The following is a 13,147-nucleotide window of genomic DNA, read 5'->3' as shown; positions in this document are numbered from 1 at the left end:
GCGCGGACCGCTTGGAGGGCCGCCAGGGACGGGGTCGGTCGGGCCGGTGCGCAGGCGACCGCGGTCGGGCTGGGCCGGTGGGCGTGGCGACCTCGGTCAGGTCGGGCCGCGTGGCGACTGCGGTTAGGCCAGTGACTCCACGACCGTGCGCAGGGCCGGCGCGCAGCGGGCCGGGTCGCCGAGGAAGCGTTCGGAGGCGATCACGTGGGACTCGGTCATCCGCTCCCACACCAGCCCCTGCACCGAGACGACGGTGATCACCAGCCGGAACGGCTTCACGTACCGGCCGATCCGGTTCTCCACCCCGCGCACCACCTCGCCGATCGGCAGGGCGCCCGGGGTCCGGTTCGCGTGCCGCCGGTCGTACTCGGCGGCGGCGTCCTGGAGGGCGAGCACGGCCGCGCGCAGGGCCGGGCGGACCGCCAGCGAGGGACCGGCCGGGTCGATGGGGGCGACGGACGGCACCTCGGTGCGGGCGTAGTCCAGGACGTCGGCCCACCAGCCGAGCCACTCCTCCGTCGCGCCCGCCCGGTCGACGCCCGGTGGCACGAAGACGGGGACCGACGGGTCCAGGCCGGGCAGCTCCGGGACGGTGTCGACCGACAGCGCCAGCGTGTCCCGCAGGAACAGAGCGGTGTTGACCGTCTGGTTCGTGCCGTGGGACACCTGCCACGACTCACGCCCGGCGAACCTCATGACACCAGTGTCCCGCGTGAAGGTCATCGTGGTGGCATCAGAAGGGACACGACCGGCTCCAACTGTTCCGCCGTTGGGGGGAAATCCGCGATCAGGCCTTGGATCAGCAGCCCGTCCAGCGCCGCGACGAACCCCAGGAACGCCGCGGGCTGCATGGTGCCGAACACCGACGACAGCAGGGTGATCCACCGCCGGGCCGCCGGCCGCAGCTCGGGCCGCCGGGCCGCGAACAGGTAGAGCTCGTACTCGGCGAGCGTCCGACCCCGGTGCGGCCCGACCGCGTCGGCCAGGAACCGGGCCACCGACGACGGTGTGGGGCTCACCGATCCGAAGGCCACCGCCATCTCGCTGGCCGACCACTTCAGGCAAGCGATCAGCAGGTCGTCCAACGTGGCGTAGTAGTACGCCGTGGACGACACCGGCACGTCCGCCTCCCGCGCCACCGACCGGTGCGACACCCCGGACACGCCCTCGCGCTCGATCACCCGCAGCGTCGCCGCGAGGATCGCCCGCCGCCGCCGGTCACCGCGCGCCCGGCGGCCGTCGGCCGGCACGCCCCGGCTCCGCCGCGCGTCGACCGGCGTGACCCGGCCGGCGTCAGCCACTGGCGCTGCCCACCTCGATGGCGACGACACCGGCCACCACCAGCACCAACCCGACGACGACGGTCGGGTTGAGCGGCTCCTTGAACAGCACGACCCCGATCGCCGCCACGGCCGCGATGCCGAACGCGCACCAGATCGCGTAGGCGATCCCGAGCGGCATGCCGAGCTTGAGCACGAACCCCAGCGACGCGAACGCCACCACGTACCCGACGACGACCGCCACCACCGGCAACGGACGGGTGAACCCGTCGCTGAGCTTGAGCGAGACGGTCGCGGTCACCTCGCCCACGATGGCCAGCGCGAGCAGCAGATACGCCACGGGATGCCCTCCGACTAGTGGAACGAACGTTCAACTAGTTTATGTGATCGGCCACGCTCGAGTGGTTACCGACCAGTAATCCGGCGTAGTCTGCCCAGCCAGGAGACTGACGAGAAAGGCCGCCACCACATGGGAGCCCTCCAGCTCACCCTCGGCGCCATCGGCGTCGCCGTCAGCGTGTACGCCTGGGGTCTGTTCGTCGCCGGTGTGGTCCGGATGATCAAGATCATCCGCCTGGGCCAGCCCGACTCGACGCGCAACGGGCCGTTCCTGCCCCGCCTGCGCACTCTCATCGTCGAGTTCGTCGCGCACACCCGGATGGCCAAGTTCCGCAAGGTCGCCCCCTGGCACTGGATGGTGATGTGGGGCTTCCTGATCGGCTCGGCAGTGCTGTTCGAGGCCTACGGCGAGGTGTTCTATCCCGGCTTCCACTGGCCGATCATCGGCACGTGGTCCGTCTGGGCGCTGCTGATCGAACTGCTCGGCCTCGGCACCGTCGTCGGTGGCGTGGCGCTGGCGGTCATCCGCCAGCTCAACCACCCGCGCCGCGCCGACCGCGTGTCCCGGTTCGCGGGCTCGAACTTCCGCGCCGCCTACTTCGTCGAGGCGGTCGTCATCATCGAGGGTCTGGGCATCCTCGGCGTGAAGGCGTTCAAGCAGGCCGCCGGCCTGGAGGACCCGCCGCTGTGGTCGTCCTTCGTCACCGGTCCGCTGAGCACCGTCCTGCCGTCGAGCCCCAACTGGATCTCGATCATGGCGTTCATCAAGCTGGCGTCGGCGATCGTGTGGCTCATCGTCGTGGCGAAGAACCTCACGATGGGTGTCGCGTGGCACCGGTTCAGCGCGTTCTTCAACATCTACTTCAAGCGCGAGGACGACGGCGGCGTCGCCCTGGGCGCGCTCAAGCCGATGATGAGCGGCGGCCAAGTCCTCGACCTGGAGGAAGCCGACCCCGACAAGGACACCTTCGGAGTCGGCAAGGTCGAGGACTTCACCTGGAAGGGCTGGCTGGACTTCAGCACCTGCACCGAGTGCGGTCGCTGCCAGTCCCAGTGCCCCGCGTGGAACACCGGCAAGCCGCTGTCCCCGAAGCTGGTCATCACCCAGCTGCGCGACCACGCCTACGCCAAGGCCCCCTACCTGCTGGCCGGCGGCCGGCGGGACATGGCCGGCGACGAGGTCGGCATCACCGAGGACAAGTACGAGGACTACAAGAAGCGGTTGGAGTCCATCGACGTCCTGGCCCTGGCCGAGGCGGACCGCCCGCTGGTCGGCGGTGCGGACGAGCTGGGCGTCATCGACCCCGAGGTGCTGTGGTCCTGCACCACGTGCGGCGCGTGCGTCGAGCAGTGCCCGGTGGACATCGAGCACGTCGACCACATCGTCGACATGCGCCGCTACCAGGTGCTGATCGAGTCGAACTTCCCGTCCGAGCTGGGCGGCATGTTCAAGAACCTGGAGAACAAGGGCAACCCGTGGGGCCAGAACGCCAAGGACCGCCTGGCGTGGACCGAGGGCCTGGACTTCGAGGTGCCCGTGTTCGAGGGCGAGCTGGGCGACACCGAGTACCTGTTCTGGGTCGGCTGCGCGGGTGCGTTCGAGGACCGGGCCAAGAAGACCACCCGGGCGGTGGCCGAGCTCCTGCACACCGCGGGCGTGAAGTACACGGTCCTCGGGCCGGAGGAGACCTGCACCGGCGACCCGGCGCGGCGCGCGGGCAACGAGTTCCTGTTCCAGATGCTGGCGCAGCAGAACGTCGAGGTCCTCAACACGGTGTTCGAGGGGCGTGAGCCCGGCAAGCGCAAGATCGTCGTGACCTGCGCGCACTGCTTCAACACGCTGGCCAACGAGTACCCGCAGGTCGGCGGCCAGTACGAGGTCGTGCACCACACCCAGCTGCTCAACCGCCTGGTGCGCGAGCGGCGGCTGGTGCCGGTGGCCGAGGTCGCGGAGGACGTCACCTACCACGACCCGTGCTACCTCGGCCGGCACAACAAGGTCTACGAGGCCCCGCGCGAACTGGTCGGGGCGTCGGGCGCGACCCTGCGCGAAATGCCGCGGCACGAGGAACGCTCGATGTGCTGCGGCGCCGGCGGCGCGCGGATGTGGATGGAAGAGCGCATCGGCAAGCGCATCAACATCGACCGCGTGGACGAGGCCCTCGGCACGGCCCCGTCGAAGATCGCGACCGGCTGCCCGTTCTGCCGCGTGATGCTGACCGACGGCGTCACGGCCCGCCAGAACGAGGGCATCGCCGGCGGTCACGTCGAGGTCGTGGACGTGGCCCAACTCCTGCTCACGGCCGTGCGCCGGGGCCAGGAACTGGAACGCCCGGACGTGCCCACCGACGAGGTCGGCTCCGGCACTCCGCTGACCGAAGAGGACAAGGCCGGCACCCAGCACTGAGCCCGCTGTACGCGAGAAGGCCCCGGTCCACTGTGGACCGGGGCCTTTCGCGTGTCTCAGTCGTCGCTGCGGACGCGGTCCCAGACGATGTTCAGGATCCAGCTGGTCAGGGCCACGATGATCGCGCCCCAGAACGCGGGCCAGAAGCCGGTCACCGTGAAGGGCAGGCCCAGTTCGCCCGCCAGCCAGCCGGTGAGCCAGAACAGCAGGCCGTTGACCACCAGGCCGATCAGGCCGAGCGTCACGATGTAGAAGACGCAGCCGAAGAACTTGACCAGCGGCTTCACCACGGCGTTCACCAGACCGATCAGCAGCGCGACGCCGATCAGCGTGCCGATCTTCGCGGGGGTCGAGCCCTCGCCCAGGTCGATGCCCGGGATGACCGTGGAGAACCAGACCGCGATCGCGGTCACCAGCACCTGCACCAGAATGCCCATGCCGCGGAAGGCTAGCCGCCGGTGTGCTCCGAACGGGGCAGGCGCGGCCTGCGGATCGGGGCATCCGGTCCTACCTTCGGTCCCATGACCACCACGCCCGACCCGGCTGAGGCCGCCACTGAGCCGGTGAAGAGCGAGAGCACGCTCACCGTGCTGCTCGCCCTGGCGATGAACTTCGCCATCGCGGTGATGAAGGCGATCGCGGGCGTGATCACCGGGTCGGCCGCGATGCTGGCCGAGGCCGGGCACTCGGTCGCGGACACGTTCACCGAGGGCCTGCTGCTCACCGCGCTGCGCCGGTCCGAGCGGCCGGCGGACCGGCGGCACCCGTTCGGGTACGGCAAGGACCGGTACTTCTGGTCGCTGCTGGCCGCCGTGTCGATCTTCGTGTCCGGCGCGGTGTTCGCGTTCTACGAGGGGTTCAGCACGGTGTTCGGCGAGCCGGTCGAGCAGACCAGCCCCGGCGTCGGGTACGTGGTGCTGGCGATCGCGTTCGCGCTGGAGTCGGTGTCGTGGACGCAGGCCGTGCGGCAGGTGCGGCGGGAGGCGCGGACCGAGGGCCGGTCGGCGCTCGCGTTCCTGCGCGTGTCCGACGACCCGACCGTGAAGACCGTGTTCATGGAGGACTCGGCCGCGCTGACCGGTCTGCTCTTGGCGTTCGCGGGCCTGGGCCTGCACCACCTGACCGGGTCGTCGGTGTGGGACGGCGTGGCGTCGCTGCTGATCGGCCTGCTGCTCGCGGTCGCGGCGTTCGTGCTGGCGAGCACGAACCGGGGATTGCTGATCGGTCGCCAGGCCGACCCGAAGCTGGTGCGGGCGGTGTGGGCGTACCTGCGGGACGTGCCGGAGGTCGAGCAGGTCGTGGACCTGCTGACAATGGCCGTCGGCACCGACCGCGTCCTGCTGTGCGCACGCCTCGACTTCGACGACGCCCTCGGCGCCGCCGATCTGGAACGCGCGTGCGTGCGCATCGACGCCGACCTGCGCGCCCGATGGCCCGACCTCGACGAGGTCTTCCTGGAGCCCGTGCCGCGCACCGACCCGGAACTGCGCTCCCGCGTCCTGGCCCGATACGGCAACCTGCTCTAGCCCCGCTCTAGCGGCGGGTGTCCGTGCGGTGGAAGTTCAGGTAGGCCCGCGACGGCGTCGGCCCGCGCTGCCCCTGGTACCGGCTGCCGGCCTGCGCCGACCCGTACGGGTGCTGGGCGGCGCTGGTCAGGCGGAACAGGCACAGCTGCCCGATCTTCATGCCCGGCCACAGCGTGATCGGCAGGTTGGCGACGTTCGACAGCTCCAGCGTGATGTGTCCGGAGAACCCGGGGTCGATGAACCCGGCGGTCGAGTGCGTCAACAGGCCGAGACGTCCCAGCGAGGACTTCCCCTCCAACCTCCCCGCGAGGTCGTCGGGCAGGGTGACCAGCTCGAACGTCGAGCCGAGCACGAACTCCCCGGGGTGCAGCACGAACGGCTCGTCGTCCTGCGCCTCGACGACGGAGGTCAGGTCGTCCTGCTGGACCGCCGGGTCGATGTGGGTGTACCGGGTGTTGTTGAACACCCGGAAGAACCGGTCGAGACGAACGTCGATGCTGGACGGCTGCACCATGACGTCGTCGAACGGCTCCAGCACCAGGCGGCCCGAGTCGACCTCTTTGCGCAAGTCTCGGTCACTCAACAACACGGGGGACAGCCTATGTGTATGATCGGTGCCGCAGCACGCGGGTGTAGTTCATTGGTAGAACGACAGCTTCCCAAGCTGTAGAGGCGGGTTCGATTCCCGTCACCCGCTCGGACGCCGAAGGCCCAGGTCAAGCCCGGTTCACCGGTCTGATCTGGGCCTTCGGCGTGATCGGGTCTGAGCGTCACCGTGCTGTCCACGTGCGGTCAGCCGACCGGAACGGGCACCGCAGCGCCGCCCTCCTCGTCATCGTTACCTCCGCCACGTTCGCGCTCCACCAGCTCGCTAAGCGCGTTGGCGATCTCCCGCGACGCCTCCGTGGTGGCGTGCTGGTAGATCAGCGCCGCCCTCGGGCTGTCGTGCCCCATCCGCGCCATCAGGTCCTTGGTGCTGGCCTTCGTGCGCGCGGCGAGGGTGTTGCCCGTGTGCCGCAGGTCGTGGAAGTGCAGATGAGGCACTCCGATGTCCGCGACCGCCTTCTTCCACCCCGTGCGCGGGTTGAAGTCGCCACGACGAAGCGGGTTGCCCTTCTGGCCGACGAACACCCAGGCGTCCGGGGCCGGGCCGGTGAACTCGTCCAGGTGCGCCAGGAGGTCAGCCCGGATCGCCTCCGGGATCGCCACCGACCGCAGGCCAGCCCGCGACTTGGGCGGCCCGTACACCAGGCCGCGACCGGGCAGCTCCACGAACGCCCCGGCGACCCGCACCGAGCTGGCGTCGGGCGCGATGTCCACCCGCCGCAGCGCCGTGATCTCGCCCCACCGGAGCGTGGCGAAGGCCGCCAGGAGCACGAACGCCCGGTAGCGGCGGTCAGCCATCCGCGAGGCCAGGTCGAACACCTGGGCAACGGTCAGCACTGGCCGTTCGTCCGGGTTCTCGGAACCCGCTCCGCGCACTTGGCACGGGTTGCGCGGGATGATCCGGTCCTCGTTGGTCGCTGTCATGAGTACGGCCCGCAGCAGCCGGTACGCCTTCGCGGTCACGGTCTCCGACACGCCCGACCGCAGGAGGTCCGCCCGCCAGCGCCGGACCATCGGGGTGTCGAGCTGGCCGAGCTGGACGCCGCCGAGGTGGGGCGTCACGTACTTCTCCAGCAGCCAGCCGTACAGGTGAACCGTCCGGGGACGAAGGCCGGGCCGCTCATCCACCCAGCTCTCCGCATACTCCTGCAAGGTCACCTTGGCGCGGTCCGGGTCCAGCCACTCGCGCCGCATGATCGCGCTCTCGACCTCGACCAACCAGCGCTCTGCCTCACGCTCGGTGGCGAAGGTGTTCGGCGCGTTGTGCCGCTGGCCGTCCGGCCCCAGGTAGCTCGCCTGGAAGCGGCCCGAGGGCAGCTTGCGGATCCAGCCGAACCGCCGGCGTCCCTTCCGCCCCATTAGCCGGCCCTCCTCAGGTCGCGCCGCACGGAGGCAGCGGTGATCGGCTCGACCTTCCCGGCCTGCACGAACGCCTCCAGGTCGGCCCGCTTGAACCGCACGTACCGGCCGACCTTGTAGAAGGTCACGCGGCGGTCCGCGATCAGCCGCCGGACGAACCGGACGGAGGTGTTCAGGTACGCCGCCGCTTCGGACACCGAGTAGTGCTCAGTCGTCACGGACTTCATGCCGCACCTCCGTCAGCGCCGATGCGTCGGGCGAGCTTGCGGGTTGCGATGGCGTGGGCCAACTCGCGTTGGGCGTCGGTGCGGTAGCCGACGCCGGTCATGGCCCAGTCGTTGACGATCACCACGTCGTCGGTGTCGGTGATGCCGAGCCGGTCGAGGTGTTCGGCGAGCCGGTGTGCGGCGCGGGCGGCACGCAGGCTGGTGAAGGTGGTCGAGTAGTAGCGGGACTTGGTCAGGAAGTGGCCCCGGAAGCCGAGCATGTGCGCCCAGCGCCGCAGGTTCAGCGCCTCGAACTCGACCAGGCCGCCCAGCCACCAGGCGGTGGCGATCATGATGCGGTGGTGTTCGGAGACGTCCAGGTCCGCGATTGCCTCTTCCCGCTTGATGCGCGAGTCCACTCCGGAGGTAGCCCCGGTGCCCTTGGTGGCGTACTTGGCGATGTACCCCGCGACCCGCCGGTCGTGCAGCACCGCCTGAGGGTCGTCCGGGGTGTGCGCGGCGATGGGCTCTGCGTCCACCTGGTCGCCCCAGCCGAGCGTCCGCGCCCCGAGCTCCGGGGTGTCCTTGGTGGTGACCGTGACCGAGGCAGCCGCGGAACGCACCACCGCGCACAGCAGGTCCGCCGTCACCGCGACCGGCGCCGGTGTGCCGGGACCGCCGGGACCGTCCACCCGGATCACGGCGTGGAAGTGGACCAGGCCGCGCCGCTGGTACTCGGCGACCTTGGCGTAGGACACCCGCACGTGCTCCCGCAGCTCACCGGCCGGGATGCCGAGCACCGCCGCGAGCTGGCGGGCCACGGTGATGGTGAACCGCCGCCACAACTCCGTGGAGTGCGCCTGCCACAGCACCGCCCCGACGTAGTCGTACGACGCCGGGTCCAACGCCGTCCCAAGTCGGGTGTCCGCGTCGTGGTGGAACTCCCCGCACGCGCACCGCCGGGCCTTCCCCGACCGGGTACGCGGCTGGTTGTGCACCGGCCCGAACGACGGGGCCGTGAGCGTGGCGAACACCCGCACCTGCTCCGTCACGGTCTCCGGGACGCCCTTGCCACCGGTCAACCCCGCCCGGACGAGGTGGAAGGTGTCCGAGGCGTACCGCGCCGAGCACGGCTCGCACACCGCCTCACGCCGGTTGCCGCAGGGCACCAACATGGTTCCCTCGAACCCGTCCACCACGGTCCCGGTCGAGCCGGTCTCCATCCGGGTGGAGCCGACCAGCCGCACCGGCCGGGCGCAACCGCCCACCGACTCGACACGGTCCCGCCACGACCGATACCCGTTGGAGCGCAGGAAGTTCGTCAGCCGCTCGTCCTCAGTGGACAAGCGCGACACAAGTGCGGCCGGGGTCATCGGGAACTCCGGGACAGCGACGCACAGGAGCACACGAACGTGGCCCCCACGGTGCCGGTCATCGACCCGTCGGTGTCGATCTGCTCGCACGTTCCCCAACAGTCCGGGCACAGCCCCGCCGGACCGTCCCCCGACCGGGGCGCACGCAGCGGCCGGTCCACCGTCAACGGCAACGAGTAGTAGCCCGTGCCCACGAACTTCTCCGCCGCCTCCTGGCGCACCAGGTTGTTCCAGGCGTGCTCGGACAGGCCCAACTCGTCCTCGACCACCAGCGACACGCAGTAGGGCAGGTCGTCGAACCGCGACCACCAGTACGCCCTGCCCGTGATCGGGTTCGTGTCGCTGAACCGGAACCGCAGACACCCGACATCATGGGCAACACGCCCACCACCCAGGACAGCGGTCATCGGGCCACCGCCAGCGACTCGACCGCCGCACGCGGAGCCGGGATCTCGTGCTCGACGCAGGCCACCGTCAGCCGGTCCGTCAGCAGCTTGAACAGGGCGAGCGATGCCAACGTCACCTCGCCCTGACGGTTCGCCGAACCCCACAGCTCGCGCTCAACCTGCCGGTACCGGGCCGCGTCAATGCGGTTCGCCAGCACGGCCGCGTTGTTCTCCCGGTCCCGCCGACCCAACTCGCGCAGCCGCTCCACCCCAGCGTTCTCGACGCCTTCCACCAGGGCCACCAACGCCGTCTCACCGCACGACGGGATCGGGAGCTTGCGGCCCGAAGCGTGCAGCGCCGCGCGGATCACCCCGCTGTTCAGCAAGTGCTGCGACCCGTCCGCCAGCCGCACCATCACCGCCGCGTAGAACGCTTCCAACGCCGACCGCGTCCCCACCTCACACGCACACCCGGGCACCACAGGCGACCCGATCACCCTGCACGTATCCGGCACCGCCCGCTCCTGCGCGAACGTCACCTCTACAACCTGACCAGCCAAAACAGCCGACATGTCCAGCCCCTCACGAAGGACGACACGGCTGGTCCCGATCCACTACGCGCTGTACGCTCAGTTGAGCGCTTGCCGTCCAGGTTTGCGCGTAGGTCTCACGGGTAGCCGCCCGTCGAGCCCGTGGCCCGGTTCGGGGTAGCCGCCCCGTCCGGGCCGTTTTGTTGGTGGCCAGCCACCAACTGACACCTATCATAATAGGTATGACAGCTAAGCTGTCGCAGTAGGCCGAACGGGTGAAGCTAAGCTACTTGGTATGACAGGCTGCACCTAAGAGGAGGCCAACCAGGTGACCCGCTGGACCGGCACCCCGGCGTACGCGCAGATCGCAAACGACTACCGCAGCAAGATCATTGACGGCACGCTCGCGGCCGGGACGAAGCTGCCCTCGGAGTCGGAGCTGATGAGCGAGTACGGCGTGTCGAGAATCGTTGCTCGACAAGCGATCGGCGTGCTGCGCAGCGAAGGCTTGGTCATCAGCCACTCGGGCAAGGGCAGCTTCGTTCGTCCACGTCAGCAGATCGAGCGACTGGCCCGCGACCGCTACCGCAGGCGCAAGCAGACCGGAGAGTTCGCCGACGACGCCAAGCGCGCGGGTGCGACCGCCGACATCGAAGCCAGCTCACGCCTGACCCAAGTGTCCGAGAGCATCGCCGCGAGGCTCAAGATCGAGCCGGACGACCCGGTCATGGAGACCTCCTACCGGTTCCTCGCCAACGGGCGTCCGATCCAGGTCTCCACCTCTTACGAGCCAGCGGCCTTGACGATGGGCACGCCGATCGAGCGCCCCGAGGAAGGCCCCTTCGCCGGACTCGGCGTGATCGGACGCATGGACAGGATCGGCGTTCGCGTCACGGAGGCCACCGAGTCCGTGACAACCCGAGCGCCTTTGCCCTGGGAGGTCGAGGCCCTTGCGATCCCACCAGGCGTCCACGTCCTCAGCATCGAGCGAACGTTCCTCGCCGACGACCGCCCGGTGGAGACTTGCGACATCGTCGTGCCTGGCGACCGCTACGGCCTGACCTACCGCATCCCCGTTGTGGACGAGTGATCATCTCGCCGCCAACAGGCGATTCACTTTGGTGAGGACTTTCTCTACTGGTTCAAGGCGGCCCCTGGCGGGGCCGCTCGGCCGCACTGTGCCGTCCCCGCTCGCCAGGTCCTTTATCGGCCCCGCCCCTGTGTCGCTCGGGCAAGCGGGCGGGGCCCCGGCTCCGCCACCCCACCCGCGCCCGGCGACGGGAGGTAGGGCCGGGACCGGGCGAGCGGGACAGCGGCCGACCGACCCCACCAGCCACCGCAATGGGAAGAAAGATCAAAGAAGCGCTCGCCGCGCGGCAGACCAACAGGATGACCAAGAGCAGCGGTCCACTCCCGACCCAGCGGGGACCGGGGTCCGTGTCATCCCGACGGCCTCCCGAAGGGCTATCACGCGAGCCGGGGGCCTGCGAGCCTGACACCGCACCCGCCGGTCAACCGGGCATGTCGCAGGCCCCCAACTCGCGTGATAGGGCTACGCCAGGCCGACGGGATGACACGAAGCCCCTCACTTTTCAAGCTCGCGGAACCCTCCAGCCCGTAACACCGTGACCTGCGATTCGACATCGTTCGTGAGGCCGTCAAGCCTCAAGTCCAAGATCACGGTTCCGTCCGGTGCGTAGATCACATCCTCAACCCGTCGAGCTCCGAGGTTCGTCCCCACTGTGTCGCCTGGAATGACAACCGCCTCCCCGATGCGGGGCACGTGCGGCATCCTGACGTTTACGGACTTGACGAAGCGCCTGGTCGTGCCACTTGCCGGATCATCGATGTTGAACCGTAGGGTCAGTTGCAGCTCCATCTGGTCAGGCTATTGGGTTCGTGCTGCTCGCGTGCTGTAAGCACTGGCCAACAGCGGTCAGCACCGGACACTCAGGACCGAACTCCTCCGCAGGTCACCGCTTCTACCAGGGTCGCAAGATCGGGTTCCCAAGCTGTAGAGGCGGGTTCGATTCCCGTCACCCGCTCGGACGCCGAAGGCCCAGGTCAAGCCCGGTTCACCGGTCTGATCTGGGCCTTCGGCGTGATCGGGTCCGAAGCCCACCGTGCAACTCGCGTGCATCCCAGCCCGCCGCGCCGTCGTCTTCATCACCCTCGCCCGGCCCCACCTCTCTGAACCGCTCGCACATGGCCCGCGCCGGCATCCGCACAGCCTCCGGCGATGTCCTCGGTCGCGCCGACGTGTGCCTGAAGACCCACGGGGTGCGACACGCGAGGCACCGAAGGCAGGGTGCAACGGCTAGCTGCCTGCGCGAATCCTGTCAGCGCGGACAACAAGGGGATGCGCTTCACCGGGCAGGCCGAGATCTTGCAGCATGCGGGCGAGGTTGTTCAGGCGGATCGCGACGGTCGGGTGGTCGGGACCGTACGCGGCTTCATCGATGGCCAGCGCACGCTCAGCCAACGGCCGCGCCTCACCCAGCAGGCCGAGATCTTGCAACACGAGGGCAAGGTTGCTCAGGCTGATGGCGACGTCCGGGTGGTCGGGGCCGTGCACGGCTTCGCCGATGGCCAGCGCGCGCTCGGCCAACGGCCGCGCCTCGCCTGACAGGCCGAGATCTTGCAGCACGAGGGCGAGGTTGTTCAGGCGGATCGCGACGGTCGGGTGGTCGGGACCGTACGCGGCTTCATCGATGGCCAGCGCACGCTCAGCCAACGGCCGCGCCTCACCCGGCAAGCCGAGATCTTGCAACACGAGGGCGAGATTGTTCAGGCTGATGGCGACGCTCGGGTGGTCGGGGCCGTACGCGGCTTCACCGATGGCCAGCGCACGCTCAGCCAACGGCCGCGCCTCACCCAGCAGGCCGAGATCTTGCAACACGAGGGCAAGGTTGCTCAGGCGGATCGCCACGTCCGGGTGGTCGGGACCGTAGGCAGCCTCATCGATGACCAGCGCACGCTCAGCCAACGGCCGCGCCTCACCCGGCAAGCCGAGACCTTTCAGCACGAGGGCGAGGTTGTTCAGGCTGATGGCGACGCTCGGGTGGTCGGGACCGTAGGCAGCCTCATCGATGACCAGCGCACGCTCAGCCAACGGCCGCGCCTCACCCGGCAAGC

15 protein-coding genes and 1 tRNA gene are annotated in these 13,147 nt (G+C 69.5%); 4 read left to right on the top strand and 12 right to left on the bottom strand.

Annotation, left to right across the window (positions count from 1 at the left end; translation table 11 throughout):
- Positions 1 to 123: 123 nt before the first annotated feature.
- Genes WBN91_RS07305 through WBN91_RS07295 form a run of 3 tightly spaced genes read right to left on the bottom strand, consistent with a single transcriptional unit; the run spans position 124 to position 1,620 of the window.
- Positions 124 to 696 (bottom strand): hypothetical protein, encoded by a 573-nt coding sequence (locus tag WBN91_RS07305; protein ID WP_337724742.1) that lies wholly within the window; start codon positions 694 to 696, stop codon positions 124 to 126.
- 23 nt (positions 697 to 719) lie between these two features.
- Positions 720 to 1,301, bottom strand: coding sequence for a TetR/AcrR family transcriptional regulator (locus WBN91_RS07300; RefSeq protein ID WP_337724743.1), 582 nt, complete (start codon positions 1,299 to 1,301; stop codon positions 720 to 722).
- Entirely contained in the window at positions 1,294 to 1,620 is a 327-nt protein-coding gene (locus WBN91_RS07295; protein WP_337724744.1) for a DMT family transporter, read from the bottom strand. Before WBN91_RS07295 ends, WBN91_RS07300 begins: the two co-directional genes overlap by 8 nt.
- Before the next feature lie 129 nt (positions 1,621 to 1,749).
- Between WBN91_RS07295 and WBN91_RS07290 the strand changes: the two genes are divergently transcribed.
- Entirely contained in the window at positions 1,750 to 4,026 is a 2,277-nt protein-coding gene (locus WBN91_RS07290) for a (Fe-S)-binding protein (protein WP_337724745.1), read from the top strand.
- 56 nt (positions 4,027 to 4,082) lie between these two features.
- Here WBN91_RS07290 and WBN91_RS07285 read toward each other — a convergent pair whose 3' ends face one another.
- A complete protein-coding gene (locus WBN91_RS07285; RefSeq protein WP_337724746.1) occupies positions 4,083 to 4,463 on the bottom strand; it encodes a phage holin family protein in 381 nt (126 codons plus the stop codon).
- A gap of 84 nt (positions 4,464 to 4,547) precedes the next feature.
- Between WBN91_RS07285 and WBN91_RS07280 the strand changes: the two genes are divergently transcribed.
- Positions 4,548 to 5,552, top strand: a complete 1,005-nt coding sequence (locus WBN91_RS07280; RefSeq protein WP_337724747.1) for a cation diffusion facilitator family transporter — start codon at positions 4,548 to 4,550, stop codon at positions 5,550 to 5,552.
- A 7-nt stretch (positions 5,553 to 5,559) separates the two neighbouring features.
- Here the strand turns inward: WBN91_RS07280 and dcd are convergent, their stop codons facing one another.
- A complete protein-coding gene (dcd, locus tag WBN91_RS07275; RefSeq protein WP_337724748.1) occupies positions 5,560 to 6,141 on the bottom strand; it encodes a dCTP deaminase in 582 nt (193 codons plus the stop codon).
- 37 nt (positions 6,142 to 6,178) lie between these two features.
- On the opposite strand from dcd, the gene WBN91_RS07270 reads away from it, so the two are divergent.
- Positions 6,179 to 6,249, top strand: a tRNA-Gly gene (locus WBN91_RS07270).
- Between the two features lie 95 nt (positions 6,250 to 6,344).
- Here the strand turns inward: WBN91_RS07270 and WBN91_RS07265 are convergent.
- Genes WBN91_RS07265 through WBN91_RS07245 form a run of 5 tightly spaced genes read right to left on the bottom strand, consistent with a single transcriptional unit; the run spans position 6,345 to position 9,940 of the window.
- Positions 6,345 to 7,517 (bottom strand): tyrosine-type recombinase/integrase, encoded by a 1,173-nt coding sequence (locus tag WBN91_RS07265; protein ID WP_337729313.1) that lies wholly within the window; start codon positions 7,515 to 7,517, stop codon positions 6,345 to 6,347.
- Positions 7,517 to 7,744: an excisionase family DNA-binding protein gene (locus tag WBN91_RS07260; RefSeq protein ID WP_443217673.1), complete on the bottom strand. Its 228-nt coding sequence runs from the start codon at positions 7,742 to 7,744 to the stop codon at positions 7,517 to 7,519. The genes WBN91_RS07265 and WBN91_RS07260 overlap by 1 nt, the downstream gene beginning before the upstream one ends.
- Positions 7,741 to 9,078, bottom strand: coding sequence for a replication initiator (locus tag WBN91_RS07255; protein WP_337729318.1), 1,338 nt, complete (start codon positions 9,076 to 9,078; stop codon positions 7,741 to 7,743). The genes WBN91_RS07260 and WBN91_RS07255 overlap by 4 nt, the downstream gene beginning before the upstream one ends.
- Positions 9,079 to 9,092: 14 nt before the next feature.
- A complete protein-coding gene (locus tag WBN91_RS07250; RefSeq protein ID WP_337729314.1) occupies positions 9,093 to 9,503 on the bottom strand; it encodes a hypothetical protein in 411 nt (136 codons plus the stop codon).
- Entirely contained in the window at positions 9,500 to 9,940 is a 441-nt protein-coding gene (locus WBN91_RS07245) for a hypothetical protein (RefSeq protein ID WP_337729315.1), read from the bottom strand. Before WBN91_RS07245 ends, WBN91_RS07250 begins: the two co-directional genes overlap by 4 nt.
- Before the next feature lie 400 nt (positions 9,941 to 10,340).
- Here WBN91_RS07245 and WBN91_RS07240 point away from each other — a divergent pair, with 400 nt between their 5' ends.
- Positions 10,341 to 11,102, top strand: coding sequence for a GntR family transcriptional regulator (locus tag WBN91_RS07240; RefSeq protein WP_337729316.1), 762 nt, complete (start codon positions 10,341 to 10,343; stop codon positions 11,100 to 11,102).
- A gap of 495 nt (positions 11,103 to 11,597) precedes the next feature.
- Here the strand turns inward: WBN91_RS07240 and WBN91_RS07235 are convergent, their stop codons facing one another.
- Both WBN91_RS07235 and WBN91_RS07230 read right to left on the bottom strand, forming a co-directional pair.
- Positions 11,598 to 11,891 carry a hypothetical protein gene (locus WBN91_RS07235; protein ID WP_337729339.1) on the bottom strand — a complete coding sequence of 98 codons (294 nt, stop codon included), beginning with the start codon at positions 11,889 to 11,891 and terminating at the stop codon, positions 11,598 to 11,600.
- Between the two features lie 438 nt (positions 11,892 to 12,329).
- The coding region (locus WBN91_RS07230) for a tetratricopeptide repeat protein (protein ID WP_337729368.1) at positions 12,330 to 13,147 on the bottom strand (818 nt) is incomplete at its 5' end.

It is taken from the genome of Saccharothrix sp. CCNWYY140, assembly GCF_037401995.1.
Lineage (GTDB): Bacteria > Actinomycetota > Actinomycetes > Mycobacteriales > Pseudonocardiaceae > Actinosynnema.
Note: the sequence above shows the minus strand (reverse complement) of the source record. Positions and strands in the feature narration are given on the sequence as shown.